Below are 25,835 nucleotides of genomic sequence, written 5' to 3'. Positions count from 1 at the left end.
GGCGGAGGGCGGGCGCCGCGCGGGGGCCCAGCACGGTGTCGACGCCGGCCCAGCGCGTCGACCCGTCGGGGATGGGACCGCTCCGGCTTCCTCGCCGGGCGATCGGACCCGATGGGCCCCGACGTCGGTCCTATCCGACCCGACGTATGTCGCTTTCACCACTGAGGATGCCGCGAGCCTAGACCGACGCGCGCCGCGGCTCCCCGGCCGGCATCGCCGTCCCCCGCCACGATCGGCTCATTTCACGGCCGGGCCGTCGATCGGGTGGGCGAGCCGACGTGGCCCATTCCCCGCATCACATGACCATGCGCGCTGGCGCGAGCGACGTGGTCGACACGGTGGGCCTCCTCGGGGGCCGCAGCGCTCATCTCGTGCAGTCGTTGCTCGAACCCCTCGAGGTCGAACAGCCCCGTCTCGTCACGGATGACGACGTGCAGGCAGTCCCGTACGGGGGCGATCTCCGCCCACACACCCAGGGGCATGCGCAGGTGCGCCGCTAACCCGCCGACGAAGGTGTCGCTCGTCACGAGCGGCATCAGCGTCTCGGCGACGGCGACCTCGGTCGTCGTCAGCGAGACGTGGATCTCCAGCGGCGCGCGCGGCGTCTCCGTCGGCGGTCGCAGAGCGGCGACGGGGTGACGAACGGTGTTCTTCAGCGTGCTCAGCGCGGTGGCGAGCAACCACGCGACGGGTGTGCCCGACTTGCTCGCCGCCGAGATGCGCTCGGCCAGGGCCGTGGCGCTCCAGTCGTCGGCCCGCAGGCGCCCCATGGGCAGGGACGGCGCGAAGTTCCCCTCGACGGCGAATCCCTTCGCCACCCAGCGACGAGCGTCGACGGGAACAACCACACGGAAGTCGGCCTCGTCGCGCAGGCTCTCCCGGAGGCACCGCAGAACCAGGCTCGCGGACTTGACCGACAGCGGCGGGCGCGCCGGTCGTCGTCCATCCTCGGCCTTCTCGGGCGTGTTCGCGATCGTGCGCACCAGGTCGGCCGGCAGCACCATCGACACCATCCGCGTCCGCTCCAGCGACGCGGCCTTGGTGAGCGTCTGCGGGAGCTGATATCCGGTCTCGGTCTGGGCGTTCAGCGCGCGGAAGATCTGTCGAGCGGACCGGATGCCGGCCACCCCCTGCAACCCGAACTTCTTCATCGCCGCGCGCAGGGGCGTCTTCGCCCACGGCAGGGCGGCTCGGGTATCCGCTCCCGGGGCGCCGAGCTTCTCCAGGACCAGATTCACGACGGCCGTCGAACCCGTACCGTCGAACAGGCTGTGCGAGAACGCCATCGCGAGCATCCCGTCGGCGACGAACAGCCGCACCGGCAGCTCTTCGCGCTGGAACTGCCTCTGCAGGACGTGGGTGGCCAGTTCCGACCGGTCGAGGGCCGCTTCCACCCGCTCGACGGCACGTGCGGCGGCCGCGAGAGCGGTGCTCTCATCGACGCGCCGCCACCGCCCCCCACGGGTGCGTACGCGGTGCAACACCGCACCGCGGGGAGAACGCAGCACGTCCTCCAACGCGGTGAGCGCCCGCTCCGGGGTGAGGCCGACGAGGGGCCCGACCATGAAGCAATTGAGGAGGTCGTCGTATCCGAGGTTCCGCAGTCCGCTCATGCGCGTCCGCCCCTCGCTTCGACGTAGGTTCCCGTCGCGCGGTGGTCCACCACGCCCAGCTCGATCGTCGACCCGAAACACTTCACGCCTGCTCCTCCGGTTCACCGCCCGATTCCGCTCGGGCGCCGCGCATCCAGGCCGCATCACGAAACGACCTCGGCGCCGTCCACGTCGGCGCCCGTGCGAACGATCCGCCACGGCGGTGTGGTTCGTTCCTGCCGCGGTGAACGATCGGTTTTCGTTTCGCGGCTCAGCGAGCGTAAAGCGCCGTTCAGGACACCCCGTCGTCGGCGGACGTCCCTTGTCCTGATGCTTCGTGAGAATCCGGAGAACCTTGACGATGTCTTCTCAGCGCGGCGGTTTACCGCACCTGCAGGGCCCCGGCACATCGGATGCCAGGTCGACCAACCCCGGGATGCTCACGCCGATGCCGTCGGTGGGCGAGTCCGCCCGGCCCCGGTACGACGACACCCGGACGCGGAATCGGAAGCCGGTGATCTCGCCGTACAGGCCGGCCGCGACGCCGATCGTGTCCCGATTCGTGCCGCTTCCGCCGCCGGACCCCGCATGAAATGGGGCACGCAACAGGCCAGGTACGCCGCGAGGCGCGGCGTGTCCCCTTTCGTGCTGCTTCAGCCGCCGAATGCCGTACGAAGTGGGACACGCAACCCGCCGCCGGGACCACCCCGGGTCACGAGAGCAGGAGATAGCGCGAGAACAGGCCGATCCAGGGCGGATCACCCTGCTCCGGTCGCATCCCCTGTTCTCGTTGCACGGACACGGGAAACCGCGATTCAGCGCTCCAACACCACCGCGAGCCCCTGCCCCACCCCGATGCAGATCGCGGTCACGGCCACACCGCCGCCGCGGCGCTTCAGCTCGTGCGCGGCGCGCGCGATGATGCGCCCGCCCGAGGCGCCGAGCGGGTGCCCGATCGCGATCGCGCCGCCGTTCTCGTTGAGCAGCGCCGGGTCGAGCTCGGTCCACAGCTTCGCGCACGCCAGCGTCTGCGAGGCGAAGGCCTCGTTCAGCTCGACGAACGACACGTCCGCCCACGTCCGGCCGGCGCGGGCCAGCGCGCGGTTGGCCGCCTCGACCGGTGCGACGCCGAACACGTCGGGATCGTTGCCGAACGCGGCGCGACCGGCGATGCGGGCGAGGGGCTCGGCATCCAGCGCGCCCTCGGAACCCAGCAGCACCGCCGAGGCCCCGTCGTTGATGGGCGAGGAGTTGCCCGCGGTCACCGAGCCACCCGCACGGAACGCCGGACGCAGGGCCGCGAGCACCTCGGCGGTGGAGTCGTCGCGAATACCCTCGTCACGGGCGAGCGCGTGAGCCTCGACCTGCACGATCTCGTGGTCGAAGCGTCCCGCGGCCCAGGCGGTGGCGGCGAGGCGGTGGCTGCGGGCGGCGAAGGCGTCCTGCTCCTCGCGCGAGATGTCGTAGATCTCGGCGAGCTTCTCGGCGCTCTCGCCGTTCGAGATCGTCCAGTCCGACCTCAGCCGCGGGTTGGTCATGCGCCAGCCGATGGAGGTGTTCCACATCGTCTGGTTCGCCGCGGGGAAGGGCCGGGGGCTCTTCTCGACCACGAAGGGCGCGCGGGTCATCGACTCGACACCGCCGGCGAGGATCACATCGGCGTCTCCGGCCTCGATCGCGCGCGAGCCCTGGATCACGGCATCCAGAGACGACCCGCACAGCCGGTTGATGGTCGTGCCGGGCACCGACGAGGGAAAGCCCGCGAGTATCGCGCCGAAGCGTGCGACGTTGCGGTTGTCTTCGCCGGCCTGGTTGGCGTCGCCGAAGACGATGTCCTCGATTCGGGCGGGGTCGATCCCGGTGCGGTCGACGATGGATGCCATGACGGTCGCGGCGAGATCGTCGGGGCGCACGTCGGCGAAGGCCTTGCCGTGCCGGGCGAAGGGGGTGCGGACGGCGTCGTAGACGTAAGAGGACGGCATGTCAGGACCCGTCTTTCGAGAACACAGTGGGCATGGCTCAAGCCTCCAGTTTCAGACCGAGGAGGTGCTCGATCTCGGCGTGCGTGTTGTCACCGAACAGCTCGCGCACACGGAAGCCGTCGGGGGTGACGTCGAAGACGCCATGGTCGGTGTAGACGCGGGAGACGCAGCCGACCCCGGTCAGCGGGTAGCTGCACGCCTCCACGAGCTTGGGATCGCCGCCCTTGGTCAGCAGGTCGGTCATGACGTAGACGTCTTTCGCCCCGATCGCGAGGTCCATCGCCCCGCCGACCGCGGGGATCGCCCCGGGCTCGCCGGTCGACCAGTTGGCGAGGTCGCCGCCCGCCGAGACCTGGAACGCCCCCAGCACGCACACGTCGAGGTGACCGCCGCGCATCATCGCGAACGAGTCGGCGTGGTGGAAGTACGCCGCCCCGGCGAGCGCGGTGACGGGCTGCTTTCCGGCGTTGATGAGGTCGGGGTCGACACGTCCGCGCTCGGGCGCGGGGCCCATGCCGAGCATGCCGTTCTCGGTGTGCAGCACGATCTCGAGCCCCTCGGGCAGGTAGTCGGCGACGAGGGTCGGGGCCCCGATGCCGAGGTTCACCACGGCGCCTTCGGGGATGTCGGATGCCACGCGCGCGGCGAGCGCGGCGCGGGAGATGCGGGTGGTGGTCACTGCGGTGCCCCTTCTTCGATGCGTGCGGGAGAGTCGGGCGTCGAGTCGACGACGCCACCGGACGCCGGGGAGGGCGCGCTCATGACGCGTCCTCGTCGGCGAGGGGCCGGCCCTCGATGTCGACCCCGCCGACGAACTCGCCGTCGCGCAGCCAGGGACGCTCACCGACCGCCACGACCCGGTCGACGTAGAGCCCCGGGGTGACGACGGCTTCGGGATCGAGCCGGCCGAGTGGCACGATCTCGTCGACCTGCACCACGGTGGTCGCCGCGGCGGCGGCCATGATGGGCCCGAAGTTGCGCGCCGTCTCGCGGTACACGAGGTTGCCCCAGCGATCGGCGGCCCGGGCGCTGATGAGGGCGACGTCGGCTCGGATCGGGTACTCGAGCACGTAGTCGCGCCCGTCGATGCGCCGCGTCTCCTTGCCCTCTGCCAGCTGCGTGCCGAACCCGGTGGGGGTGAAGAACCCGCCGATGCCCGCGCCGGCGGCCCGGATGCGCTCGGCGAGGTTGCCCTGCGGCACGAGTTCGAGTTCGACCTTGCCGTCGCGATAGAGCCCGTCGAACACCCACGAGTCGCTCTGGCGGGGGAACGAGCAGATCATCTTGCGCACCTGGCCGGCCGCGAGCAGCGCGGCAAGGCCGGTGTCGCCGTTACCGGCGTTGTTGTTGACGACGGTGAGGTCGCGGGCGCCGTGCGCGATGAGCGCGTCGATGAGTTCAACGGGCTGACCCGCGCGGCCGAAGCCGCCGATCATGACGGTGGCACCGTCGCGGATGCCGGCGACGGCCGCCACGAGGTCGGGAACGGTCTTGTCGATCATGGAGGCTTCCTGTGTTCGCTCTGCGAACTTCCGTTCGCTTTACGCACACTTTACCGCCGACCGCCGGTCAGGACAAGACCCGCGATCACCCCAGGTGCGCGTAGTCGGGGAGCTCGATGGCATCCGCCGGAGGGGTGAACAGACCGCCCGCGAGATGCGCGACGACAGGAGTGGATGCCACCCGCAGCACCGCGCGGAACACCCCGACGCCCAGGCGCGAGGTGGGGTTGGCCAGCCGAGGGGTGCCCGGGGGCAGATCCTGCGCCTGCGCGACGTAGGGCCGCATCACACGCTCGTATCCGCGGAACGCGTCGCGGTGGTCGACGTGGGCTGCGAGCTCGCCCGCCAGCACGTAGGCCCCCGCGAGGGCCAGGCTCGTCCCCATGCCACTGACCGGCGAGGCGCAATAGCCGGCGTCTCCCACCAGCGCGACCCGACCGTTCGACCAGCGGGGAGCCCGCACCTGACCGATCGCGTCGGTGTACAGCTCCTCCGCGCGGTCGAAGCCGTCGAGCACGCGCGCCGCCTCCCAGCCGGCGTCGGCGAAGGTCTCGCGCAAGCGGCGGCGCTGCGCGTCGACATCGCCGCGGTCCGTCCGTGGGTGCTCGCGGTCGGTGACCACCGACATCGTCGCGCGGATCGTGCCGTGCGGATCGGGCCGCAGGGTGATCGACCGGCCGCCCGGCGCGGAGTACCAGCGCCACCAGTCGTCGTCCGCGGCGGTGCGGGGGATCGTGCCGTACGTCGTCTCGAGCCCGAGCGAGCGGATCTGCGGCTCATCACCGAAGACCAGCCCGCGCGTTCGCGAACCGATCCCGTCGGCGGCGACGACGAGCGCGAACCGCTCCTCGGGCGCCCGCTCGAAACGCACGACGACTCCGTCGGCATCCTGGTCCACCCCGGTGACGCGGTCACCGAAGCGGTACTCGGTACGCCCGGCGGTGCGCTCGACGAGTAGCTCGGCGAGGTCTCCGCGCAAGATCTCGAGCTCGGCGGTGGCGCCGTCGGAGTCGCCGCGTCCGGCGGGGAACTCCGCGACGGTCCGCCCGTCGCGTCCGACGAACCGCGTGCCGACCTCCCCCGTGGTCGCCGCGCGCACCGCGGACTCGAGATCCATCCGCCGCAGCACCTCGCGTCCGGCTCCGCGCACGTCGACGTTCTGTCCGCCCGTGCGGAGGCCGGGGGCGCGTTCGACGATCACGGTCTCGTAGCCGTACCGGTTCAGCCAGTACGCCAGCGCCGGGCCCGCGATGCTCGCCCCGCAGATCAGCACCCGTCCTCGAGAGGTCGCCATTTTTCCCCGCTTCGTTGATTATCAATGAGATTGGCAATCTACACGACTATCGTGGAGGAGTGCCCGCGCTCGACGACTCCCCCGACGCACGCGACGACCGCCGCGAACGCGAACGCGCGCGCCGCAGCGAGACCCCCTTGGGCGACGACGACATCCGCGCGCGCGTGCAACGCGTCACCCTGCGCCAGCAGCAGTTCGAGCGACACGTCGCCGCCACGCTCGCCGTCGACGCCCCCGGACTCGAGGCGATGGACCACCTCATCTCCACCAGTGCCGCCACCCCCACCGAGCTGGCCCGGCTTCTGGGCATCTCGACCGCCGCGATGACGCTGGTGCTGCACCGCCTCGAGAACGCGGGGCACATCCACCGCGAACGCCATCCGCACGACGGCCGCAAGCTCGTCGTCACGGCCGTCGATCACTCCCGCGAACGCGCGCGCGACCTCGTCACCCCGTTGATCGACGGCATCGAACGCGTGGTGGACGACATGGATGCCGCGGAGCGCGCCACCGTGCAGCACTTCCTGGATCGGCTCATCGGCGTGTACGACCACGCCCTCGATGCCGCGAACCCGCCCCCGCGCTGACGCTGCGCTCAGACCAGGCGGAGCTCCGCATCGATGGCCGAAGCCGCCGCCGTCAGCGGCGGAAGGCACCTGTCGCGCCACTCGTCGACGTCGCCCCGCGCGCTCGCCGACACGTTGACGGCGGCCACGACGCTCCCGTCGCGTCCGTGGACGGGCACCGCGAGCGAGCGCAGCCCCTGCTCGAGCTCCTCGTCGACGAGGGCCCAGCCCTGCGCGCGGATGCGGACGAGCTCGGCCGTCAGCACGTCGACGTCGGTCCGAGTGCGCGAAGTCAGCGCCTCGGGTCGCGCGGATGCGATCAGCTCCGCGACGCGATCCGAGGGCTCCGCGGCCAGCAGCACGCGGCCCATGCTCGTGGCGTAGGCCGGGAAGCGCGTGCCGATCGTGATGCCCACGCTCATGATGCGCCGCGTGGGGACGCGGGCGACGTAGACGATGTCGTGGCCGTCCCGCACCGCCGCCGAGACGCTCTCGTCGATGTCCCTCGACAGCCGCTCGAGGTGCGGCTGCGCGATGGCCGGCAACGACAGCGCCGATAGGTAGCTGAAGCCCAGCTCGAGCACCCGCGGCGTGAGGGCGAAGTCGCGCCCGTCACTGCGCACGTAGCCGAGCGTCTGGAGGGTCTGCAGGAACCGTCGCGCCGCGGCCCGGGGAAGGTCGGCCCTTCGCGACACGTCGCTGAGGGTCAACGTCGCGTGGTCGGCGTCGAACGCCCGGATCACCGCGAGACCGCGCGCGAGCGACTGGACGAACTCCGGTCCCGCACTCTCGCTCACCGGCTCACCCTATCCGCCGGTCACCCGCCGCCTTGCACGTCCCCACCCTGTACGCCGCCGCCCCGCACGCCACCGCCCGGCGCACCGCCGTTGGGCGCGTCCCCGCCCGGCACGTCCCCGTCCGGCACGGGAGCGTCCTGCGCGAACACCTCCGTCGCGATCCGGAACGCCGTATTCGCCGCCGGCACCCCGGAGTAGATCGCCGACTGCAGGATCACCTCGCGGATCTCGTCGACGCTCAGACCGTTGCGCAGGGCCGCCCGCAGGTGCATCGCGAGCTCCTCGTGGTGCCCGTGCGCGATGAGCGAGCTGAGCACGGCGATCGAGCGCGACCGGCGGTCGAGACCGGGTCGCGACCAGATGTCGCCCCAGGCCACCCGGGTGATGAAGTCCTGCCAGTCGGCGGTCAGGTCGGTGGTCGCCGCGACGGCGCGGTCGACGTGGGCGTCCGACAGCACGGCGCGGCGCACGGCCATGCCCTGGTCGAAGCGTTCCTGGTCGGTGGGCATCAGGCGTCCTCTCGAGAAGCGGATACGAAGAACGACCGCAGCAGTGCCGCGACGGCCTCGGGTTGTTCGGCGGGGGGCAGATGGCCCGCCTCGTCGATGCGCGCCACGCGGCCGTCGCGCACCCCCTCGGCGATCTCGAGGGCCTTGGCCTCGGGCGCGACGGCGTCGAACGCCCCCCACGCGGCGAGCACCGGCACGGCGATCTCGCCCAGCGAGGAGCGCACGTCGTACGCGGCGAGCGCCTCGCAGCAGCGCGCGTAGCTGTCGTCGTCGGCACCCTGCAGCGCGTGCAACAGACGCCCGGTGAGGTCGGGGCGCTGCGCGATCGAGTCGGGGGCGAACCAGCGCTGGGCCGAGGCGACGATGAGGCTCGAGGTGCTCTGTGCCCGCGCCTGCGCGGCACGTTCGGCCCACGCGTCGGGGTCGCCGAGCTGAGCTCCGGATGCCACGATGGCCGCGGCCCGCACCCGGTCGCCGTGTCGCAGGGCGAGCTCCAGCCCCGTCGCCCCGCCGAGCGAGACGCCGGCGGAGAAGAAGGTCTCGTCGGGCACCGCAGCCGCCACGGCATCCGCGAGGTCGGCGACCGAGAACGCCTCCCGCGCGACGGGACCCGTGCCGTGACCCGGGAGGTCCCAGGCGGCGACGCGGTAGTCGTCGGCGAGCAGCGGCACGACGTCGTCCCACAGGATCGTCGAGGTGCCGAGCGAGGGCCCGAGCACGACGAGCGGCGCGCCCTCCGGCCCGACCGGCGCCGTCAGGGAGATCAGCGATGTCGCACTCATTCGTCCACCCCGTGTCCGTTCATGTCGGATGCCGCGCGGCCTCGGCGGCCGGTTGCGCTTCCGGTGGCGGGTGCCCCGACCTCCGTGGGATCCGGAACCTCGGCGGTTCCGCGCGCCGCCCCGCGCGCCAGCCGCGGCGCGAGCCCGACGTAGCCGGTGGGATCGAGCAGCGCGTCGACATCGAGATCCTCGGGCAGCGCCCGCAACGCGTCAGCGAGGTCGCCGTCACCGGCGAGCAGGTCGGCGAAGCGGTCGGCGCCGATCAGCGGCACGAGAACACCGCGCAGGCGCTCGCTCACGAGGCGTCCGCCGGTCGCTCCGGCGTTGCGAGCAGCGGCCGCGGGGTCCACCCGCAGGTGTTCCGCGAGCGAGGAGGCGTGCCACGATGCGCCCAGCGTCAGCCGCAGAAGATCGCGCACTGTCGGCCACTCGGCGTGCCAGGCCCCGTCGGGACGTTCGTCGACGGCGAGGGATGCCGCGAGGTGCAGCGTCGCGCCCAGCTGCGGGGCACGGAGGGCGGCGGAACGGATGAGCACCGCCTCAGCGGGGTTCTGCTTCTGCGGCATGGCCGACGAGCCGCCGCCCACGCCCTCCGACACCTCGGCGATCTCGGTGCGGCTGAGGGTCGCCACGTCGGCCGCGAACTTGCCCAGCGCGTCGAGCGCCTGCACGAGCGCATCACCGAGCTCGGTCACCGGCCAGCGGGTGACGTGCCACGGCGTCTCGGGCACGTCGAGCGAGACTGCCCGTGCGAAGGCCGCGGGGAGGGCCGCCGCGGCATCCGCGGATCCGGTGATCTCCACGAACGAGGCGAGAGTGCCGCCGGCGCCGCCGAGCTGCGCCGGGAAGACGAGCGCGTCGAGACGGGACACCGCGCGCTCGATCCCCTGCGCCCACGTCGCCGCCCGTGCACCCACCGTCGTGGGCACCGCGTGCTGCGTGAGCGTGCGCGCGGCCGCGACGTCCTCGGCGTGGCGAAGGGCGAGCCGTCGCAGCCATTCGGCCGCGTCTCCCAGGGAACCGCGCACCTGCCCAACTGCGCGCTGCGCGACCACCATGAGGGCGGTGTCGAGGATGTCCTGACTCGTCGCCCCGCGGTGGACCCACGCGCGGTGCGCGGCAGGCACCCGTTCCTTCATCATCCCCACGAGCGGGATGACGGGGTTGCCGCCCGCGACCGATGCCGTGACGAGCGCGTCGACGTCGAGCGTCTCCGACGGCGAACCGCCCGTCTCGTCGAGGCCGAAGGCGTGGTCGATCGCGATGCCCGCCTCCCGCGGTGCGACTCCTCGCGCGACGTACGCCGCGACGAGCGCGCACTCCGCCCGCACGAGGGCATCGAGCACCGCGGCGTCGGACACGAGCGCATCGTGGCCGACCGCGACCGGGGTGAGCAGTCCGCGCTCGAAGGGTTCAGAAAGCAAGGAACACCGTTTCTCCCGCGCCCTGCAGCCGGATGTCGTGCCGCAGGTGGCCGTCGGCCGCGCGCGTCGCGATGAGAGTAGCGCGCTCCTCCGACGTCAGCGTCGACAGCAGCGGATCGGCGGCGAGCGCCGCGTCATCCCCCGGCACGTAGATGCGCGTGTGCAGCTTGTCGGGCAGTCCCCGGGCGAACACGATCGCGGCGTAGAAGGCGGCGCGACCCCGGATGCCACCGGGCTCGCGCGTCCAGAACTCGAAGTGCCCCTCGTCGTCGGTGAACGCACGACCGAAGCCGGTGAACGTGTGGTCGTCGCGGCGGAACGCGGCGCGCGCGCGCGGCACCGAGCCGTCGGCTTCCGCTCCCCGGATCTCGAGCAACGCGTCGGGCACCGGTGCGCCCGCGCCGTCGTACACGGTGCCGCCGAGCACGATCGCCCCGGGCGAGTGCGGGAAGGCGACCTCGTGCTGCTTCGGGTACTTCAGCCCGTAGGCGAAGAACGGCCCGACCGTCTGGCCGGGGGTCGCGCGGCGGGTCCTGGCGGGGATCACTCGTCGCCCTCCTGCTCGCCCTTCGACGGGCTCAGGGACCGGGTCATGCGTCGATGTCGTCGTCATCTCACTCGCCCTCGGCCTCGAAGTAGGTGGCATCCGGCCCGTCGACGACGATGTCGAAGCGGTACCCCGTCGCCCACTCGGGGGAGGTGAGGTCGTGGTCGTAGACGCCGACGAGGGCGTCGCGGTCCTTCTGCCGGTGGATCGTGTTGTAGATCGGGTCGAGCGCGAACAGCGGGTCGCCCGGGAAGTACATCTGCGTCACGATTCGCTGGGTGAACGACGAGCCGAACACCGAGAAGTGGATGTGCGCCGGACGCCACGCGTTGCGGTGGTTCTTCCAGGGGTAGGGCCCGGGTTTGATCGTGGTGAAGCGGTACTCGCCGTTCTCGTTCGTCACCGCACGCCCGGCGCCGGTGAAGTTCGGATCGAGCGGGGCGGGATGCTGGTCGCGCTGGTGGATGTAGCGCCCGGCCGCGTTGGCCTGCCAGATCTCGATGAGCTGGTTCGCCACCGGGCGGCCCCACGAGTCGAGCAGGCGCCCCTGCACGCTCATGCGCTCCCCCAGCGGTTCGCCGGCGTGCTGCAGCGTGAGGTCGGACTCGATGGCGGCGACGTCGCGCTGCCCGAACGCGGGCGAGAGCAGCTCGATCGTCTCGGGGTCGACGAGTTTGGGGTTCTTGGTGGGATGCCGCAGCACACTCGAGCGGTACGCGGGGAAGTCGTGGGCGGTGGCGGCGACGTCCTCCCCGGCGGCCTCCCGTGCGTCGAGCTCGGCATGGCGGGCGCGGATCTCGTCGACGATCTGGCTCTGCGTCGCCTGGTCGGGGGCGGCGAGCAGCGTCTCGGGTGCGGCGGCGGGGTTCGACATGGGGTCTCCTTCGACGCCTCCATCGTCCAGCACGGTGCGACGGTGCGGCGAGTCGTTCCCGACCAATGGGAGTCGTGGCATCCTGACCCCATGGCGAACTCCCCCTCCGGCGACTCGGTCACCGACCGATTGGTGCGCATCCTCGAGACCTTCACCCCCACCCGCACCGCCCAGACAACGGCCGACATCGGCCGCCGAGCGGGCCTGCCGAGCTCGTCGGCGCACCGGATCGTGGGCGAGCTGGTGGATGCCGGGCTGCTCGAGCGCGACGACGAGCGACGCGTGCGTGTGGGGATGCGGCTGTGGGAACTGGCCACGCGCTCCTCCCACGCCCTGCGGCTGCGTCAGGCCGCGCTGCCGTACATGGAACGGGTGCAGCAGCGGGTACGCGAGCACACGCAGCTCGCGATCCTCGAGCACGACGAGGCGCTCTTCCTCGAGCGGCTCAGCGCGCCCGACTCCGGCGCGAACATCACGCGGGTCGCCGGTCGCCTGCCCGTGCACGCCTCGTCATCGGGGCTGGTCCTGCTCGCCTTCGCCCCGCACGACCTGCAGGAGCGGGTGCTCGCGCGCCCGCTCGCCGCCGTCACCCCCGAGACCATCGTCGACCCTGCGGCGCTGCGGCGCGCCCTGGCCGAGATCCGCACCCTCGGCCGGGTGGTCGCCCCCGGCACCGTCGACGAGGTCTCCACCGGTGTCGCGGTCCCCGTGCGAGACGAGACGGGCGCTGTCATCGCGGCCCTGTCGGTCGTGCTTCCGCGTGATGCGGAGACCCAGTTCGCGCTCGTCGAACTGCACCGCGCAGCCCGCGACACGGAGCGGGCCCTGGGCTACCGCCGGTGACCCCCGCTCCCTCCCCCGAGCCCCGCGCCCTCCTCCCTCTCCCGCTCCCTCCCCCGAGCCCCTCCCCCTCCGTTGAGAGTCCAGGAAACGCCGCACCATCTCGCACCGAAGCGGCGTTTCCTGGACACTCGACGGCAGTGCACGCCCCGGAACGGCATGCCACGGCATCCCGATCAATGAGAGTCGCGGCCTCGCGCGGCGGGCGGGAAGGCAGCATCGACCACAGCCGCCGTCGAGGGAGACGCCATGACCACCACCGTTCGCACCCGTGTCGCCATCATCGGCGCCGGCCCCGCAGGGCTGATGCTGGCGCACCTGCTGGCGCAGGCCGGCATCGAATCGATCGTCATCGACCAGCGCACGCGCGACGAGATCGAGAGCACGATCCGCGCCGGCATCCTGGAGCAGGGCACGGTCGAACTGCTCGACACGATCGGCCCCGCCTCGCGCGCCCGCACGGTGGGACATCGCCACGACGGCATCGAGCTGCGCTTCGAGGGCGAGGGCCACCGCATCGACTTCGCCGAGTCCGTCGGTCGCGCCGTCTGGCTGTACCCGCAGCACGAGGTGCTGAAAGACCTGATCGCCGCGCGCCTCGCCGCCGGTCAAGACCTGCGCTTCGGCGTCACCGCCGACGGCGTCGAAGACGGCGATCACCCCCGGGTGCGCGCGCGCGACGCCGACGGGGTCCCCGTCGAGATCGAGGCGGATTTCGTCGTCGGTTCCGACGGCTCGCGCAGCGTCGCGCGCGCAGCCGTGGCAGGCTCGCGCAACGGCTCCTTCCGCGAGTACCCCTTCGCCTGGTTCGGCATCCTGTGCGAAGCCCCGCCCAGCAGCGAGGAGCTGATCTACAGCAACTCCCCCGACGGGTTCGCCCTCGTCAGCCAGCGGTCGGCGACCGTGCAGCGGATGTACTTCCAGTGCGATCCCGACACCGACACCGCCGTCTTCAGCGAGGAGCAGCTCTGGGACGAACTGCAGAAGCGCGTGCCCGGCACCACGCTGCGGCAGGGTCCGATCTTCCAGCGCGACGTGCTGCGCTTCCGCAGCTTCGTCGCCAACGAACTGCGCCGGGGCCGAGTCGCCCTCGTCGGCGACGCCGCGCACACCGTGCCGCCCACCGGCGCGAAGGGGATGAACCTCGCGATCGCCGACGTGCGCCTGCTCGCGGCCGCCCTGCGGGCGTTCCTGCTCGAGGGCGATGAGCGCCTGCTCGACGCCTACCCCGACACGGCGAGCCGGCGCATCTGGAAGGCCCAGCACTTCTCGTGGTGGATGACGAGCATGCTGCACGTGGCCCCGGATGCCACCGACTTCGACCGCCGACGTCAGCTCGGCGAGCTGCGCTCCGTCGTGGAGTCGGAGCACGGCCGCGCCTTCCTCGCCGAGGCGTACTGCGGCTGGCCGCTCGACGCCTGATCCTCCCGCCCGGGGGCGCGGCCGGTTCGGGGCGTCCCCGGCCCCTCGGGGCGGAAACGCCGGGGGCGGAGCCGCATCGGGGCCTCCCCCGCCCCCCCGGGCGGAAACGCCGGGGCGCAGCCCGTTTGGGGCGCAATCGACCCGTCGGGGCGGAAGAATCACGCCCCAAACGCCGGAAGCTGCCCCGAACCGTAGAGGCTCCCGGCATCCGGCCACGACACCGCGCATCGCGCGCGGGCCTTCGCCCCCCCTCCATCAGCTGGGCACAGCCGGTTCGGGGCGCAATCGGCCCGCCGGGGCGGAAGAGTTACGCCCCGATCGGCGGAGCCCGCCCCAACCCGCGGGCGGATCCCGGCGCGACCGCACGCCGTCCGTGAGGGCCGAGCCGCCCGCGGACTCAGTCCTCCGCGCCGGTCGCCCTCGAGAACGGACTCGGCACCACCGGGTGCGTCCCGGTGAACCCCTCGCGCTCCGCGGCGAGCGCGGCGATGCGCCCGCGGCAGGCGTACCAGCCGATCACGATGCCGATCACCGCGATGACGGTGGCGACCAGGGTCGCGGGCGAGTCGACGAAGACGAGCACGAGGACGCCGGCGAGGAACACCAGCGTGACCCAGTTGGTGTAGGGCGCCCCGAACAGGCGGAACGACGGCCGCACGAGCTCTCCGCGGTCGGCCAGCTGCTTCAGGCGCATCTGGCAGACGATGATCGTCGCCCACGTCGAGATGATGCCGACCGACGCCACGCTCAGCACCGTCTCGAACGCCTCGGCGGGGACGAAGAAGTTCAGCACGACGCCCAGCAGCGCCACGGTCGCGGTGATCGCGATGCCGCCGTACGGCACTCCCGCCTTGTTCATGCGGGCGGCGAACCGCGGCGCGGACCCCGCGATGGCCATCGACCGGAGGATGCGCCCCGTCGAGTACAGCCCCGCGTTCAGCGACGACAGCGCCGCGGTCAGCACGACCATGTTCATGATGACGTCGACGCCCGGAACGCCGATCGAGGCGAAGAACGTCACGAACGGGCTCTCACCGGCCGAGTAGGCGGTGAACGGCAGCAGCAGAGAGAGCAGCAGCACCGAGCCGACGTAGAACACCGCCACGCGCACCACCACGGAGTTGATGGCCCGCGGCATGACCTTCTCGGGGTTCTTCGTCTCACCGGCGGCGGTGCCGATCAGCTCGATCGACGCGTACGCGAAGACGACGCCCTGCATGAGGAGGATGGCGGGCAGGATGCCGTTCGGCAGGAACCCGCCGTTGTCGGCGATGAGCGTGAACCCGACGGGTGAGCCGTTGGGGGTGCCGAACACGACGAAGTAAATGCCGACGAGCAGGAACGCCACGAGGGCGGCGACCTTGATGAGCGCGAACCAGAACTCCAGCTCGCCGAACACTTTGACCGACACCAGGTTGACCGCGAGCACCACGACCAGCGCGATGAGCGCCCACGCCCACTGGGGCACCGCGCCGATCCACGGCACGTACTTGCCGAAGAAGTTCATGTAGACCGCGGCCGCGGTGATGTCGACGATCGTCGTCATGGCCCAGTTGATCCAGTAGAACCAGCCCGAGACGAAGGCCGCCTTCTCACCGAAGAACTCGCGGGCGTACGACACGAACGACCCCGAGCTCGGCCGGTGCAGCACCAGCTCACCGAGCGCGCGCAGGATGAAGAAGGCGAACACGCCGCAGACGGCGTACGAGACGACGATCGCCGGACCGGCCTCGGCGAGACGGCCTCCGGCGCCCAGGAACAGCCCCGTGCCGATCGCGCCGCCGATGGCGATCATCTGCACCTGACGGGACGACAGACCCTTGTGGTAGCCGCTGTCCTCGAGGTCGACGGTCGAGGTGTGGGTCGGCTCGGCGGCGTCGCTCGAGCCCGGAGTGGAGTCGTTCACGTACCCATCATTCGTTTCGCGCATCGACTGTCCAGCAAGCGCGCCGAGATCGACGGCATCCGGATGCCGTGGCTCAGAGCCACTTCTTCCGCTTGAACGTCAGCCACAGTCCGCCCGACACGGCCACCATGAGCGCGATCGCCATCGGATAGCCGAACTGCCATTCGAGCTCGGGCATGTTCCGGAAGTTCATGCCGTAGATCGCGCCGACCAGGGACGGTCCGAACAGGATGGCCGCCCAGCCCGAGATCTTCTTCACCTGCTCGTTCTGCTCGAGCGAGGTCTCGGTCTGGCGTCGGGTGACGAGCGTCGCGTTGACGGTCAGGGCGTTGTCGAGGATCGCTCGCAGGGCTGCGAGCTTGTCGCTCTGACGCAGGGCGTGGTCGAGCACGTCGCGCAACGATCGTTGCAGCTCGATGTCGACGGCGTACTTGTCGGCCCCGCGTAACAGGGCCTCGAGCATGTCGCGCAACGGCTCCACCGCGCGCTGGAAGTGGATGACCTCGCGCGCCAGCTGGTAGATGCGCTTCGACAGCTCGGCGCCGTCCGCACCGAAGAGCTGATCCTCGATCTCGTCGACGTCGTTCTGCAGACCCCGCGCGACGGGGTCGTACTGGTCGACCACCTCGTCGAGGATCGCGTAGAGCACGGCCTCGGGGCCGCGCGCGAGCAGGTCGGGGTTGTCTTCGAGGCGGTGACGCACGCGGGCGAGATCGGGGACCTCGGCATGACGCACGGTGACGACGTAGTCGGCGCCGATGAAGACGTGCAGCTCGCCGAACTCGACCGTCTCGGTCTCGTCGATGTAGCGCGCCGGGCGCAGCACCGCGAAGAGGTTGTCGCCGTAGCGTTCGAGCTTCGCCCGCTGGTGCCCCGCGAGGGCGTCCTCGACCGCGAGCGGATGCAGCGAGAACTCGGCAGCGACGCGCTCGAGCTCCTCGGTCGAGGGGCGCAGCAGTCCGATCCACGCCATCCCCCCGTGCGCCTCCATGTATTCGAAGGTCTGGTCGAGGCTCGAGGGGTTCTCGATGCGACGACCGCTGACGTACACCGCGCTGTCGATGATGGGCATGACTCCGTTGTACCCCCACCGCCTATGCCCGGGGCCGACGCGCGGGTTACTTCTCGGGGTCGTTGCCCCAGTTCATGAGCGAGTAGCGCCAGTCGGTGTCGGTGGTGTCGCCCTTCGGCTTCTGTGCGCTGTGACGCTTGACGTAGCCGACCACCTTGCGCATGTGCTGGAGGTCGTCGTCGGTCAGGTCGGCCTTCTTCTTCTCGAGGATGCGCACGATGCGACGCCCGCTCGCGTGACCGGTCGACTCCCCGCCGCCGTCCTTCTTCTGCCCCACCGACTTCGACTCCTCGGTGTCGAGCCACTTCTTCAGCTCGCTCGCGGTCATGTTGACCGCGTCGTCGAAGTCCTTGCGGGTCTGGTCGTCGTCGTCGTCGCTCATTCCGTGATCCTCGCCCCGGTCGTGCGGCGCAGACGCCCCCTTGCGCCGACCGCGGCGCGGTGGCATCCGCTCAGACGACGGGCTCGCTGAGCGGCTCGCCGGTGTCGGGTCCGGGATGCCGTGCCGCGGCGGTCCGACGGGTGGCGGCGAGCACCGCGCCGATGCTCGCCGCGATGACCAGCACGATGCCCGCGATCTCGAGCCACGACAGGTGCTGACCGAGCAGCAGGAACCCCGCGATCGATGCCGTCGCCGGGCCGAGGCTCATGAGGATCGCGAATGCCGAGGCGGGCAGGCGCCGGAGCGCGACGAGCTCCAGTGCGTAGGGGATGGTCGACGACAGCAGCGCGACCGCCGCTCCCAGCGCAAGAAGGTCGACGCGCAGCAGCGCGGGTCCTGCCTGCCAGATCCCGAGGGGCAGCGCGATGACGGCACCCACCGTCATCGCCAGCGCGAGCCCGTCGAGCCGCGGGAACTCACGGCCCACACGCGCCGACGCGAGGATGTACAGCGCCCAGCTCACGGCCGCCCCCAGCGCGAAGACGACACCGAGCAGGTCGAGACGGTCCCAGCCGCCCGCGCCCAGGGCGACGACGCCGGCCACGGCCAGCCCCGCCCACAGCCAGCGGGCGATGCCGGTGGCGGTGAGGATGGACAGGGTCAGCGGACCGAGCACCTCGATCGTGACGGTCACCCCCAGCGGCAGCCGCGCGAGTGCGAGGTAGAACAGCCCGTTCATGGATGCCAGCACCACACCGAACCCGACGACGGAACGCCACGCGTACCCCGTGTGGCCGCGCAGGCTCGGGCGGGCGATCAGAAGCAGCAGCAGCGCCGAGAACACCAGCCTCAGCATCACGATGCCGAGGGGCCCCGTCTGCGGGAAGAGCATGACGGCGAACGACGCCCCGACCTCCTGGCACGCCAGTCCGACGAGGACGAGGGCCGCAGCCGACCCCTGTCCGCCGCGTGGGGTCACCCGGCGGGGGGCGAGCAGATCGCGTTGGCGGCGATGCTCTCGCGCATCTGGTCGGCCGTCCAGGGCAGCCCCGCCTCGGGGATGGTCTGGCCCTGAGCGGCCGGCGCCTTGGAAGCGATCGCCGCGAGCTGCCACGCGAGCCAGGCCCCCGTGTTCTCGTTGCCCGCCGAGTTGTTCAGCGCGACCGCGACCGACATTCCGGTCGCGGGGTCGGCGAAGGCTCCGACGATGTAGCCGGGCGTCGAGCCGAACTGTCCGATCAGCGACCCTGCCTGGTAGGCGCCGCCCGCCGCGGTGAACCACGTGGGCTGGTCGGAGGCGACCGGCACGGGATTGGCGAAACGGTCGCTGCCGTCGGGCAGGAGCGCATCGGTGGCCAGCGCCTGCGCATAGCGCCCGAGGTCGCGGATGTCGGTGACGGCCCCTGAGGCGGCGGCGCCGTAGCTCGCCGACATCGTCGTGAACTCCAGCGGCGCGGCGCAATCGAACGCGCCCTCCGCGTTGGGTTGAGACCAATGACCCGTGAGCGACGACGTACCGGGCGGCGCGGCCGCCGGTGCCGGCAGGGAGGTCGCCGTGAGGTCGAGAGGCGTCGTCACGCGCTCGGCGATGACCTCGCCGAGCGACTGGCCGGTGACACGTTCGACGGCGAGGCCGGCGACGAGGAAATTCGTGGGCGAGGCGGCGAACGCCACGCCGGGGTCGTTCAGGCGCGGCTTGGAGATGCCGTAGGCCATCAGTTCGCGGGCGTTCCAGACGCGATCGGGGTTGCTGAGAACCAGACCGTCGAGACTCGAGGTGTAGGAGGCGAGCCCCGAGGTGCCGTCGCAGAGCTGCCTCAGCGAGATGTCTTCGTAGCCGGGCACGTTGCTGACCCACTGGGTCACCGCGTCGTCGAGCGAGAATCGACCGTCGGCGGCGAGCCGGTAGAGCGCGTCGCAGGTCATGGCGCCGGTGACGTCGGCCGCGCGGAACTGCAGGTCGGCGGTCACCTCCGCTCCACCAGGGCTCTGGGTACCCACGCCCGACACCCAGCTGCCGCTCCACGGTGCCCAGACGCCGACGACGGCCCCGGCGGCACCGGTGGCGGTGATGGCCGCGGTGACGGCGTCGCGCATCTCGGTGACCGTGGCGTCGGGAAGGGGGGCATCGACCTGAGCGGGGACGTCGATCGACACCGGGCCCGGGCCCGTGCAACCGCTCAACAGAACGACGAGCACCCCCACGCCCGCCGTCGCGATGGCAGCGGAACGACGCCATCTCCCCATGTGGACCCCCAGTGTTTCCGAGCGCGACGAAGCGCGCTCCCGATGCATTCAAACACACGGCGCCTGGGCGCAACCGCCGCTTGCGCGCGCGGCCCGTCACGTCTGCATCACGACTGCGCCCAACCGCCGACGCGCGGGAATCTAGGGGTTAGGTAAACCTAACCGTTTGCGTATGATGGCCGCATGAACGTCGTCCTCCCGTTCTCCGCGGCCCTGCGCGAGCGCTCCAGCAGCGCGCACTCGCCGCGCGAGTGCGACGGCTTCATGACAGACCTGCTCACCGGCGCCGGCACCCGCGACGACTACATCGCGCTCATCGCCCAGCACTGGTTCCTCTATTCCGCCCTCGAAGAGGCGTCGGCGCGCATGCACACCGACCCGGTGGCATCCGTCTTCCTCAGCGACAAGCTCTCGCGGCTGCCCGCCCTCGAAGCCGACCTCTTCTTCCTGATCGGCCCGCACTGGCCGAACGAGATCCGGCCGTTGCCCACCACCCAGGCTTATGTGTCGCGCATCCGCCGGGTGGCCGCGACGTGGCCGGGAGGGTTCGTCGCGCACCACTACACGCGCTTCCTCGGCGACCTCTCGGGCGGGCCGTCGATCGGTCGGCTCATGCAACGCCGCTTCGGCTTCGAGACCAACGGCATCGGCTTCCTGCTGTTCGGCGACATCGCCGACCCGAAGGCGTTCAAGAGCGTCTACCGCGAGCAGCTCGACGCCGCCCCCTGGGACGACGCCGAGAAGGAACGGGTCATCGCCGAGGTGCTCGTCGCGTACCGCTTCACCACCGAACTGTTCGCGGATCTCACCCGCGCCAAGGCCCACCAGGTCGCCTGACCGATCGCGCCGCCGGGCACCGCGCCGCCGGGGGCATCGCGCCGCGCGCACGGGGCGACGCCTGACGGAGCCGCCGCCGCGTCGTGCCCGGTATGCCGCGCGGGGCTACGCCTGCCGCGCTGCCGCCGCGTCCTGCCGGGTGAGCCACGCCTGTTTCATGAAGCGGCGGACGTCTTCGTCGACCCTGATGTCGCCCGGGCGCAACGGTCGCGTCAGGTACAAGCCGTCGAGAGAGGTGAGACGGCTGAGGGCGACGTAGGTCTGCCCCGGCGCGAAGGCACCCGAGCCCAGGTCGACGACCGCGCGGTCGTACGTCTTGCCCTGCGACTTGTGGATCGTGACCGCCCACGCCAGGCGCAGGGGGAACTGGGTGAACTCGGCGACGATCTCGCGCGAGAGGTTCTTCGTACCTGGGTCGTAGGCGTAGCGGTACCTCTCCCACACCGCCGGTTCGACGTCGTGCTGGATGCCGTCGACCTCGACCCGCACGCTGTCGCCGGCGATGCGGGTGACCGTACCGATCGTGCCGTTGACCCACCGCGGGGCCTCGCCGAACTGCGCGCCGTCGTTGCGGAGGAACATCACCTGCGCCCCGACCTTGAGCGTGAGTTCCATCTCGGCCGGGTAGTTCGCCTCACCGCGGCCGAAGTCGCCCGAGATCTCGGCGGCGGCCGTTTGCGTGCGCCCGATGAGCTCCTCGAGGTGGCGACGGTTGATCGTGTTCACGCGGTCGTTGCGGGTGGCGAGCGTGATGATCGGATGCTCGCCGTCGGCCGGATGCGGGGGCGTGCGCGCTCCGGCGGTGTTCAGGATGCCGGCCATCTCTGCCGTGACGCGCCCGTAGCGCACCGCGTTGAGCAGCGTCTTGAAGCCGGCGTCGGACTGCCGGTGGATCTCGACGAGCTCGTTGACGTGCAGGTCGGCCCCGTGCCGGCCGATGTCGATGAGTCCATCGCTCGCGGCCTCACCCGACCAGACCTTCGCGTCGAAGAACCAGAACGAACGGTAGTGGTCGGCGATGTAGCGCGCCTCGTCGCCGCGGGGCGGCACCGGGGCCAGCTGGTACGGATCGCCGAACATCACGATCTGCGTGCCACCGAACGGTTCGGAACGCCGGCCTCGAGCCTGCCGGAGCGAGCGGTCGATGGCATCCATCAGGTCGGCGTTGACCATCGAGATCTCGTCGATCACCAGGGTGTCGATGGCGTTGAGGAGCTTTCGCGTGGCGTCGTTCTGGTCGATGTCGCCGTTCGCGATGAGCCCGATGGGCAGGCGGAACAGCGAGTGGATCGTCTGCCCCTCGACGTTGAGTGCGGCCACCCCCGTCGGCGCGCACACGGCGATCTGCTTCTTGGTGTTGTAGGCCAGGTGCTGCAGCAGCGTGGACTTGCCCGTGCCGGCACGGCCCGTGACGAAGACGTGCTCGCGCGTGTCCTCGATCAGCCGGAACAGCGCCTGCTGTTCGGCGGAGAGGGGCGGCGTGGTCACCGGCCCATGCTAGTTCGCACCGTCGCCGGCGGCGTGTGGACGGGGCGCACCGGCTGTGGATGAACGGCGGGGCCACCCGGGTTATCGCCTAGCCTCCGTTCCATGGAACCACCGCCCTGGTCTGGCAATCAACTGAAGCGGCTCAGCAGGAAGATCCGGGCGGGGAGCCCCATGTCCGGGTCGACACCCTCTTATGGGGAGGTGATGCTCTGGTACAACGACCTCGCGGAGTCGGTGCAGTCGCGCATCGCCGCCCTCGACTGGACGCCACTCCTCGGCGACCGTGCGTTCGAGATCACTTCCCGCCCGAAGACCCTCGACACGCTCCGCCAGAAGCTCGAACGCGATCCGGGGACCCCCCTCCCGAGCGTTCAGGATGTCGCCGGCGTTCGATTCGAGGCCGAGATGACGCTGGATGAGCAGGATGCGGTTGTCAACGCCATCGCGGGGCACTTCGATCACGAACTCTCGCAGTGCGTCCGTGATCTACGATCTGATCCGCATTCCGGATATCGCGCTGTACACCTATGGCTTCGATTGGAAGCGCGGGTCGAGGTGCAGGTGCGAACCCACCTCCAAGGCGACTGGGCCAATATATACGAAGTTGCAGCGGACGTCTTCGGCCGTCACATCCGGTACGACTTACTACCGGAGTCGGACATCGAGCGCCAGATCGTTCAGTCGCTCCGCGCCATATCGACGACCCGCGTGGCGCAGATCGAGAAGGATCGCAACGAGGTTTCCTCGCTGCAGTTGTCACTCGATGAACTACCGAGCGGAGTCAAGACGAGGGCTCACTACCCGCGCGGCCCGTCGTAGAGTAGAACTTCTGCAGGATCGGACGCGATCGAATGAACGCAAGCTCCGCGAGGATCTCGATAAGCTTCGGCAGATATTCCGCGATCAGCGGCTGAATCCGGAAGGAGACTGACTCGTGGCAGGTTTCGTCATCGAGTACAACCGGCTCAGCGGCGAGCGTCGGATCCACAGCTTCCCCGGTACGCAAGGGCATCGGGACGCCCTTCGTCGTCGACTAGAACTCGAAGCCACCCGCGAGAGCGACGACTGGGAGATCGTCTCGCTGAACAGCGACTCGATCGAGACTGTCCGTCGCACTCACGCCCGTTACTTCGAGCGCGACCGCCTCAGCGCATAGTCCCGTCATTCTCCGGATGCCTAGACGATCGGGCCGCCCGTCGGCTCGGTGTGCAGGAGCAGCCAGCGCGCCTCGCCCGAGAGCACGTCGGCGACGTGGCTGCGGAACCGCGGGCACTGGGTGATGTCGTGCGAGCGGCACCGCAGGGCGTGCTCGGTCATCGCCCGCGCCTGCGCGATGTCGGCGGCGCGGCGGTCGAGTTCGGCGACGTGCTCCTCGAGCACACGGTGCCGGTCGGGGGCGTCGTCGTCGAGCAGCACCCGGATCTGCTCGAGAGAGAGCCCCGCCGCCTTGTTGCGCAGGATCACCGCGATGCGCACCGCGTCGTCGTCGCCGTACCGGCGCCGGCCCGCACCGTCGCGGGCGGGCCGCAGCAGACCCTCGTCCTCCCAGTAGCGCAGCACGTGCGTGTCGAGCCCGAACCGCGCCGCCGCCTCACCGATGGACTCCCCGCTTGACTTCATGTCGACATGAAGTCACACGATGGACGAGAACACAAGCGGAAGGAGTCCATCGTGTACGACGCGATCATCATCGGAGGCGGGCCCGCGGGCCTGCAGGCCGCCCTCACCCTCGGGCGCATGCACCGGCGCGCCCTGTTGCTCGATTCGGGCTCGTACCGCAACGGCACCGTCCGTCACGCCCACAACCTGCTGACCAACGACGGTCGCGACCCCGCCGAACTGCGCCGGATCGGGCGCGCCGAGATCGCGGCCTACGACAGCGTCGAGGTCCGGGATGCCGCCGTCACCGAGGTCGTCCGTGACGACGACGGTCTGACGGTCGCCGTGGACGGCCGACGGCTCCGCACGCACGCGGTGATCCTCGCGACCGGCGTCGCCGACGAGCTCCCCCCGATCCCGGGACTCGGGGAGCACTGGGGCGACACCGTCGCCAACTGCCCGTTCTGCCACGGGCACGAGTTCGCGGGCCGACCTGTCGTCGTCGTCAACGCGTCGCCGCACGCCGCAGCTCTCGCCCTCATGCTCGAGCCGGTGGCATCCGAGGTCTTCGTCGTGGCGCCCGCCGACGTGCGGGCGGTCACGGGCACGACCGACGGACTGCGTCTGGAACTCCTCGACGGCTCCTTCCGGGAGGTGGCGGGCGCGTTCGTGGCCCCCGCCTGGACCGTGCGCGGACAGCTCGTCGACACGCTCGGCCTCGAACGCCAGGAATCGGGCGCCGTGCGCACAGATCCGTTCGGCCGCACGAGCGTCGAGGGCGTCTACGCGGTGGGCGACCTCGCCCAGCCCGATCACCTTCCCGGCCCGATGTTCTCGCTCGCGGCGGCGATCGCCGGAGGGCAGCTCGCCGCCGTCGCCGTCGTGCAGTCGCTCGTCGCCGGGTGACGTCACCGCGCGACCTGCGGGGAATCACCGGAGTGCGACCTCGCGGGGCGCCGCGCGGCGTCTGCGCAGGTGCGTTTCTTAGACTGGGTCCGTGAGCAACGCCGGCGGGGGCCCCGCGACGCCCGAGGGGGTCCGCGGTGCGCGTCGGCGCCGTCGGTTCGAGATCCCCGCGATGGTCCTCATCGGCGTCCTGCTGGTCGCCTCCCTCGGCGCGGGCGCCGCCTCGCTCTACCGCGAGTTCTACAGCCCCCGCGCCTTCGTGCTGCACTACCTCGAGCTCCTGCAGGAGCGTCGAGCCGCCGAAGCCCTCGCCATCCCCGGTGTCGCCGTCGACTCCGCCGAGCTCGAGGCCGCGGGCCTGCCGGCCACGTCATCCGAGGCACTTCTGCGCCCCGAATCGCTCCAGGCGGTGACGGATGCCGTCATCACGGGCGAGAGCGTCGACGGCGACCGCACGCGCGTCACCGCGAGCTACTCCGTCGGGGGATACGCCGGGACGACCACGTTCGACGTGCAGCGCGACACCGGCGGCGCGCTCCTGCCCCGCTGGCGCTTCGCCCGCAGCCCGCTGTCGGTGATGGACCTGTCGGTCCAGGGGTCGATGCGTTTCGCCGTCAACGGGTTCGAGGTCGACAAACGGCAGGTGTCGATCGAGGGCTCCGACGTCGACCCGACCGCTCCGCTCCCCCTGCTGGTCTTCTCACCCGGGCTGTACTCCGTCGCCGTCGACACCGCCATCTCGTCGACCCCCGGCGTCGCCGTGCTCGCCGACGCGCCTCTGGCCGGCATCCCCGTCGACGTGCAGGCGCAGCCGACGAAGGAGTTCCTCGGGGTCGTGCAGCAGCGGGTCGAGGACTTCCTCTCGGCCTGCGCCGAGCAGAAGGTTCTGCAGCCCACGGGCTGCCCGTTCGGGTTCACCGTGCGCAACCGCATCGACGACGCCCCCTCGTGGTCGATCGTCCAGCAACCGCAGGTGACCGTCGAGCCCGACGGCGCCGGATGGCGCATCCCGTCGGCCAAGGCGGTCGCCCACATCGAGGTCGACATCCGGTCGATCTTCGACGGCAGCGTCCGCACGGTCGAAGACGACGTCGACTTCACCGTCGACGGTCAGATCACCGTGCAGCCCGACGGTTCGGCATCCATCCTGGTCGGCGGATCGTCCGACTGACGCGACGGACGGATGCCGCGGGCACCACCGCGGGCCGCTCCCGCGGCACGCCGCCCGGTGCCACTTCCGCACGGCGCGTCGCCCAAACTCCCCGCC

General features: G+C 71.0%; 26 protein-coding genes. 8 read left to right on the top strand and 18 right to left on the bottom strand.

What is annotated here, in order from left to right:
* Positions 1-242: 242 nt before the first annotated feature.
* From RWP81_RS02625 to RWP81_RS02605, 5 genes are all read right to left on the bottom strand, one after another.
* Positions 243-1,613: a hypothetical protein gene (locus tag RWP81_RS02625; RefSeq protein WP_314451982.1), complete on the bottom strand. Its 1,371-nt coding sequence runs from the start codon at positions 1,611-1,613 to the stop codon at positions 243-245.
* A gap of 794 nt (positions 1,614-2,407) precedes the next feature.
* Positions 2,408-3,574, bottom strand: a complete 1,167-nt coding sequence (locus tag RWP81_RS02620) for a thiolase family protein (RefSeq protein ID WP_314451980.1) — start codon at positions 3,572-3,574, stop codon at positions 2,408-2,410.
* A gap of 37 nt (positions 3,575-3,611) precedes the next feature.
* A complete protein-coding gene (locus RWP81_RS02615; protein WP_314451977.1) occupies positions 3,612-4,253 on the bottom strand; it encodes a 3-oxoacid CoA-transferase subunit B in 642 nt (213 codons plus the stop codon).
* 79 nt (positions 4,254-4,332) lie between these two features.
* Entirely contained in the window at positions 4,333-5,076 is a 744-nt protein-coding gene (locus RWP81_RS02610) for a 3-oxoacid CoA-transferase subunit A (protein WP_314451975.1), read from the bottom strand.
* A gap of 85 nt (positions 5,077-5,161) precedes the next feature.
* Positions 5,162-6,370 carry an FAD-dependent monooxygenase gene (locus RWP81_RS02605; protein WP_314451973.1) on the bottom strand — a complete coding sequence of 403 codons (1,209 nt, stop codon included), beginning with the start codon at positions 6,368-6,370 and terminating at the stop codon, positions 5,162-5,164.
* A 59-nt stretch (positions 6,371-6,429) separates the two neighbouring features.
* On the opposite strand from RWP81_RS02605, the gene RWP81_RS02600 reads away from it, so the two are divergent.
* Positions 6,430-6,957, top strand: a complete 528-nt coding sequence (locus RWP81_RS02600; protein WP_314451972.1) for a MarR family transcriptional regulator — start codon at positions 6,430-6,432, stop codon at positions 6,955-6,957.
* A gap of 8 nt (positions 6,958-6,965) precedes the next feature.
* On the opposite strand, the gene RWP81_RS02595 is transcribed toward RWP81_RS02600, so the two are convergent.
* From RWP81_RS02595 to pcaH, 6 genes are all read right to left on the bottom strand, one after another.
* Positions 6,966-7,733 carry an IclR family transcriptional regulator C-terminal domain-containing protein gene (locus RWP81_RS02595; RefSeq protein WP_314451971.1) on the bottom strand — a complete coding sequence of 256 codons (768 nt, stop codon included), beginning with the start codon at positions 7,731-7,733 and terminating at the stop codon, positions 6,966-6,968.
* A gap of 20 nt (positions 7,734-7,753) precedes the next feature.
* Positions 7,754-8,242, bottom strand: coding sequence for a 4-carboxymuconolactone decarboxylase (gene pcaC, locus RWP81_RS02590; RefSeq protein ID WP_314451969.1), 489 nt, complete (start codon positions 8,240-8,242; stop codon positions 7,754-7,756).
* A complete protein-coding gene (locus RWP81_RS02585) occupies positions 8,242-9,024 on the bottom strand; it encodes an alpha/beta fold hydrolase (RefSeq protein ID WP_314451967.1) in 783 nt (260 codons plus the stop codon). Before RWP81_RS02585 ends, pcaC begins: the two co-directional genes overlap by 1 nt.
* Entirely contained in the window at positions 9,021-10,448 is a 1,428-nt protein-coding gene (locus tag RWP81_RS02580) for a lyase family protein (protein ID WP_314451965.1), read from the bottom strand. The genes RWP81_RS02585 and RWP81_RS02580 overlap by 4 nt, the downstream gene beginning before the upstream one ends.
* Positions 10,438-10,992, bottom strand: coding sequence for a protocatechuate 3,4-dioxygenase subunit alpha (pcaG, locus tag RWP81_RS02575; RefSeq protein WP_399540534.1), 555 nt, complete (start codon positions 10,990-10,992; stop codon positions 10,438-10,440). The genes RWP81_RS02580 and pcaG overlap by 11 nt, the downstream gene beginning before the upstream one ends.
* A gap of 70 nt (positions 10,993-11,062) precedes the next feature.
* A complete protein-coding gene (gene pcaH, locus RWP81_RS02570; protein ID WP_314451961.1) occupies positions 11,063-11,869 on the bottom strand; it encodes a protocatechuate 3,4-dioxygenase subunit beta in 807 nt (268 codons plus the stop codon).
* A gap of 90 nt (positions 11,870-11,959) precedes the next feature.
* Between pcaH and RWP81_RS02565 the strand changes: the two genes are divergently transcribed.
* Both RWP81_RS02565 and RWP81_RS02560 read left to right on the top strand, forming a co-directional pair.
* The gene (locus RWP81_RS02565; RefSeq protein WP_314451960.1) at positions 11,960-12,712 is read left to right on the top strand and encodes an IclR family transcriptional regulator; all 753 of its coding nucleotides are present in this window, start codon (positions 11,960-11,962) and stop codon (positions 12,710-12,712) included.
* A gap of 246 nt (positions 12,713-12,958) precedes the next feature.
* The gene (locus tag RWP81_RS02560; RefSeq protein ID WP_314451958.1) at positions 12,959-14,131 is read left to right on the top strand and encodes a 4-hydroxybenzoate 3-monooxygenase; all 1,173 of its coding nucleotides are present in this window, start codon (positions 12,959-12,961) and stop codon (positions 14,129-14,131) included.
* 397 nt (positions 14,132-14,528) lie between these two features.
* On the opposite strand, the gene RWP81_RS02555 is transcribed toward RWP81_RS02560, so the two are convergent.
* From RWP81_RS02555 to RWP81_RS02535, 5 genes are all read right to left on the bottom strand, one after another.
* Entirely contained in the window at positions 14,529-16,061 is a 1,533-nt protein-coding gene (locus RWP81_RS02555; RefSeq protein ID WP_399540532.1) for an amino acid permease, read from the bottom strand.
* A gap of 49 nt (positions 16,062-16,110) precedes the next feature.
* Positions 16,111-17,109 (bottom strand): magnesium/cobalt transporter CorA, encoded by a 999-nt coding sequence (gene corA, locus RWP81_RS02550; protein ID WP_314451954.1) that lies wholly within the window; start codon positions 17,107-17,109, stop codon positions 16,111-16,113.
* A 46-nt stretch (positions 17,110-17,155) separates the two neighbouring features.
* The gene (locus RWP81_RS02545; RefSeq protein WP_314451952.1) at positions 17,156-17,491 is read right to left on the bottom strand and encodes a DUF3140 domain-containing protein; all 336 of its coding nucleotides are present in this window, start codon (positions 17,489-17,491) and stop codon (positions 17,156-17,158) included.
* Positions 17,492-17,561: 70 nt separating this feature from the next.
* A complete protein-coding gene (locus tag RWP81_RS02540; protein ID WP_314451950.1) occupies positions 17,562-18,470 on the bottom strand; it encodes an EamA family transporter in 909 nt (302 codons plus the stop codon).
* Positions 18,467-19,738 carry a serine hydrolase domain-containing protein gene (locus tag RWP81_RS02535; protein WP_314451948.1) on the bottom strand — a complete coding sequence of 424 codons (1,272 nt, stop codon included), beginning with the start codon at positions 19,736-19,738 and terminating at the stop codon, positions 18,467-18,469. The genes RWP81_RS02540 and RWP81_RS02535 overlap by 4 nt, the downstream gene beginning before the upstream one ends.
* Before the next feature lie 183 nt (positions 19,739-19,921).
* Here RWP81_RS02535 and RWP81_RS02530 point away from each other — a divergent pair, with 183 nt between their 5' ends.
* A complete protein-coding gene (locus RWP81_RS02530; protein ID WP_314451946.1) occupies positions 19,922-20,575 on the top strand; it encodes a biliverdin-producing heme oxygenase in 654 nt (217 codons plus the stop codon).
* A 105-nt stretch (positions 20,576-20,680) separates the two neighbouring features.
* Here RWP81_RS02530 and RWP81_RS02525 read toward each other — a convergent pair whose 3' ends face one another.
* Complete coding sequence (locus RWP81_RS02525; protein ID WP_314451944.1) at positions 20,681-22,063, bottom strand: AAA family ATPase; 1,383 nt, start codon at positions 22,061-22,063, stop codon at positions 20,681-20,683.
* Between the two features lie 102 nt (positions 22,064-22,165).
* On the opposite strand from RWP81_RS02525, the gene RWP81_RS02520 reads away from it, so the two are divergent.
* Both RWP81_RS02520 and RWP81_RS02515 read left to right on the top strand, forming a co-directional pair.
* Positions 22,166-22,882, top strand: a complete 717-nt coding sequence (locus RWP81_RS02520; RefSeq protein WP_314451942.1) for a hypothetical protein — start codon at positions 22,166-22,168, stop codon at positions 22,880-22,882.
* 115 nt (positions 22,883-22,997) lie between these two features.
* A complete protein-coding gene (locus tag RWP81_RS02515; protein ID WP_314451939.1) occupies positions 22,998-23,219 on the top strand; it encodes a hypothetical protein in 222 nt (73 codons plus the stop codon).
* 20 nt (positions 23,220-23,239) lie between these two features.
* On the opposite strand, the gene RWP81_RS02510 is transcribed toward RWP81_RS02515, so the two are convergent.
* Positions 23,240-23,683 (bottom strand): MerR family transcriptional regulator, encoded by a 444-nt coding sequence (locus tag RWP81_RS02510; protein WP_314451937.1) that lies wholly within the window; start codon positions 23,681-23,683, stop codon positions 23,240-23,242.
* Positions 23,684-23,734: 51 nt separating this feature from the next.
* On the opposite strand from RWP81_RS02510, the gene RWP81_RS02505 reads away from it, so the two are divergent.
* Positions 23,735-24,568, top strand: coding sequence for an NAD(P)/FAD-dependent oxidoreductase (locus RWP81_RS02505; protein WP_314451935.1), 834 nt, complete (start codon positions 23,735-23,737; stop codon positions 24,566-24,568).
* 91 nt (positions 24,569-24,659) lie between these two features.
* The gene (locus RWP81_RS02500; RefSeq protein ID WP_314451934.1) at positions 24,660-25,739 is read left to right on the top strand and encodes a hypothetical protein; all 1,080 of its coding nucleotides are present in this window, start codon (positions 24,660-24,662) and stop codon (positions 25,737-25,739) included.
* Positions 25,740-25,835 lie beyond the last annotated feature (96 nt).

This window comes from uncultured Microbacterium sp. (assembly GCF_963521695.1).
In the GTDB taxonomy this organism is placed as follows: domain Bacteria; phylum Actinomycetota; class Actinomycetes; order Actinomycetales; family Microbacteriaceae; genus Microbacterium.
This window is presented reverse-complemented; position numbering and strand designations above follow the sequence as displayed.

Coding starts and splice junctions, on each gene's coding strand:
- RWP81_RS02625 (WP_314451982.1), bottom strand. CDS start 1,613: ATGAGCGGACTGCGGAACCTCGGATACGACGACCTCCTCAATTGCTTC.
- RWP81_RS02620 (WP_314451980.1), bottom strand. CDS start 3,574: ATGCCGTCCTCTTACGTCTACGACGCCGTCCGCACCCCCTTCGCCCGG.
- RWP81_RS02610 (WP_314451975.1), bottom strand. CDS start 5,076: ATGATCGACAAGACCGTTCCCGACCTCGTGGCGGCCGTCGCCGGCATC.
- RWP81_RS02605 (WP_314451973.1), bottom strand. CDS start 6,370: ATGGCGACCTCTCGAGGACGGGTGCTGATCTGCGGGGCGAGCATCGCG.
- pcaC (WP_314451969.1), bottom strand. CDS start 8,242: ATGCCCACCGACCAGGAACGCTTCGACCAGGGCATGGCCGTGCGCCGC.
- RWP81_RS02585 (WP_314451967.1), bottom strand. CDS start 9,024: ATGAGTGCGACATCGCTGATCTCCCTGACGGCGCCGGTCGGGCCGGAG.
- pcaH (WP_314451961.1), bottom strand. CDS start 11,869: ATGTCGAACCCCGCCGCCGCACCCGAGACGCTGCTCGCCGCCCCCGAC.
- RWP81_RS02565 (WP_314451960.1), top strand. CDS start 11,960: ATGGCGAACTCCCCCTCCGGCGACTCGGTCACCGACCGATTGGTGCGC.
- RWP81_RS02560 (WP_314451958.1), top strand. CDS start 12,959: ATGACCACCACCGTTCGCACCCGTGTCGCCATCATCGGCGCCGGCCCC.
- RWP81_RS02555 (WP_399540532.1), bottom strand. CDS start 16,061: ATGCGCGAAACGAATGATGGGTACGTGAACGACTCCACTCCGGGCTCG.
- corA (WP_314451954.1), bottom strand. CDS start 17,109: ATGCCCATCATCGACAGCGCGGTGTACGTCAGCGGTCGTCGCATCGAG.
- RWP81_RS02545 (WP_314451952.1), bottom strand. CDS start 17,491: ATGAGCGACGACGACGACGACCAGACCCGCAAGGACTTCGACGACGCG.
- RWP81_RS02535 (WP_314451948.1), bottom strand. CDS start 19,738: ATGGGGAGATGGCGTCGTTCCGCTGCCATCGCGACGGCGGGCGTGGGG.
- RWP81_RS02530 (WP_314451946.1), top strand. CDS start 19,922: ATGAACGTCGTCCTCCCGTTCTCCGCGGCCCTGCGCGAGCGCTCCAGC.
- RWP81_RS02520 (WP_314451942.1), top strand. CDS start 22,166: ATGGAACCACCGCCCTGGTCTGGCAATCAACTGAAGCGGCTCAGCAGG.
- RWP81_RS02510 (WP_314451937.1), bottom strand. CDS start 23,683: ATGAAGTCAAGCGGGGAGTCCATCGGTGAGGCGGCGGCGCGGTTCGGG.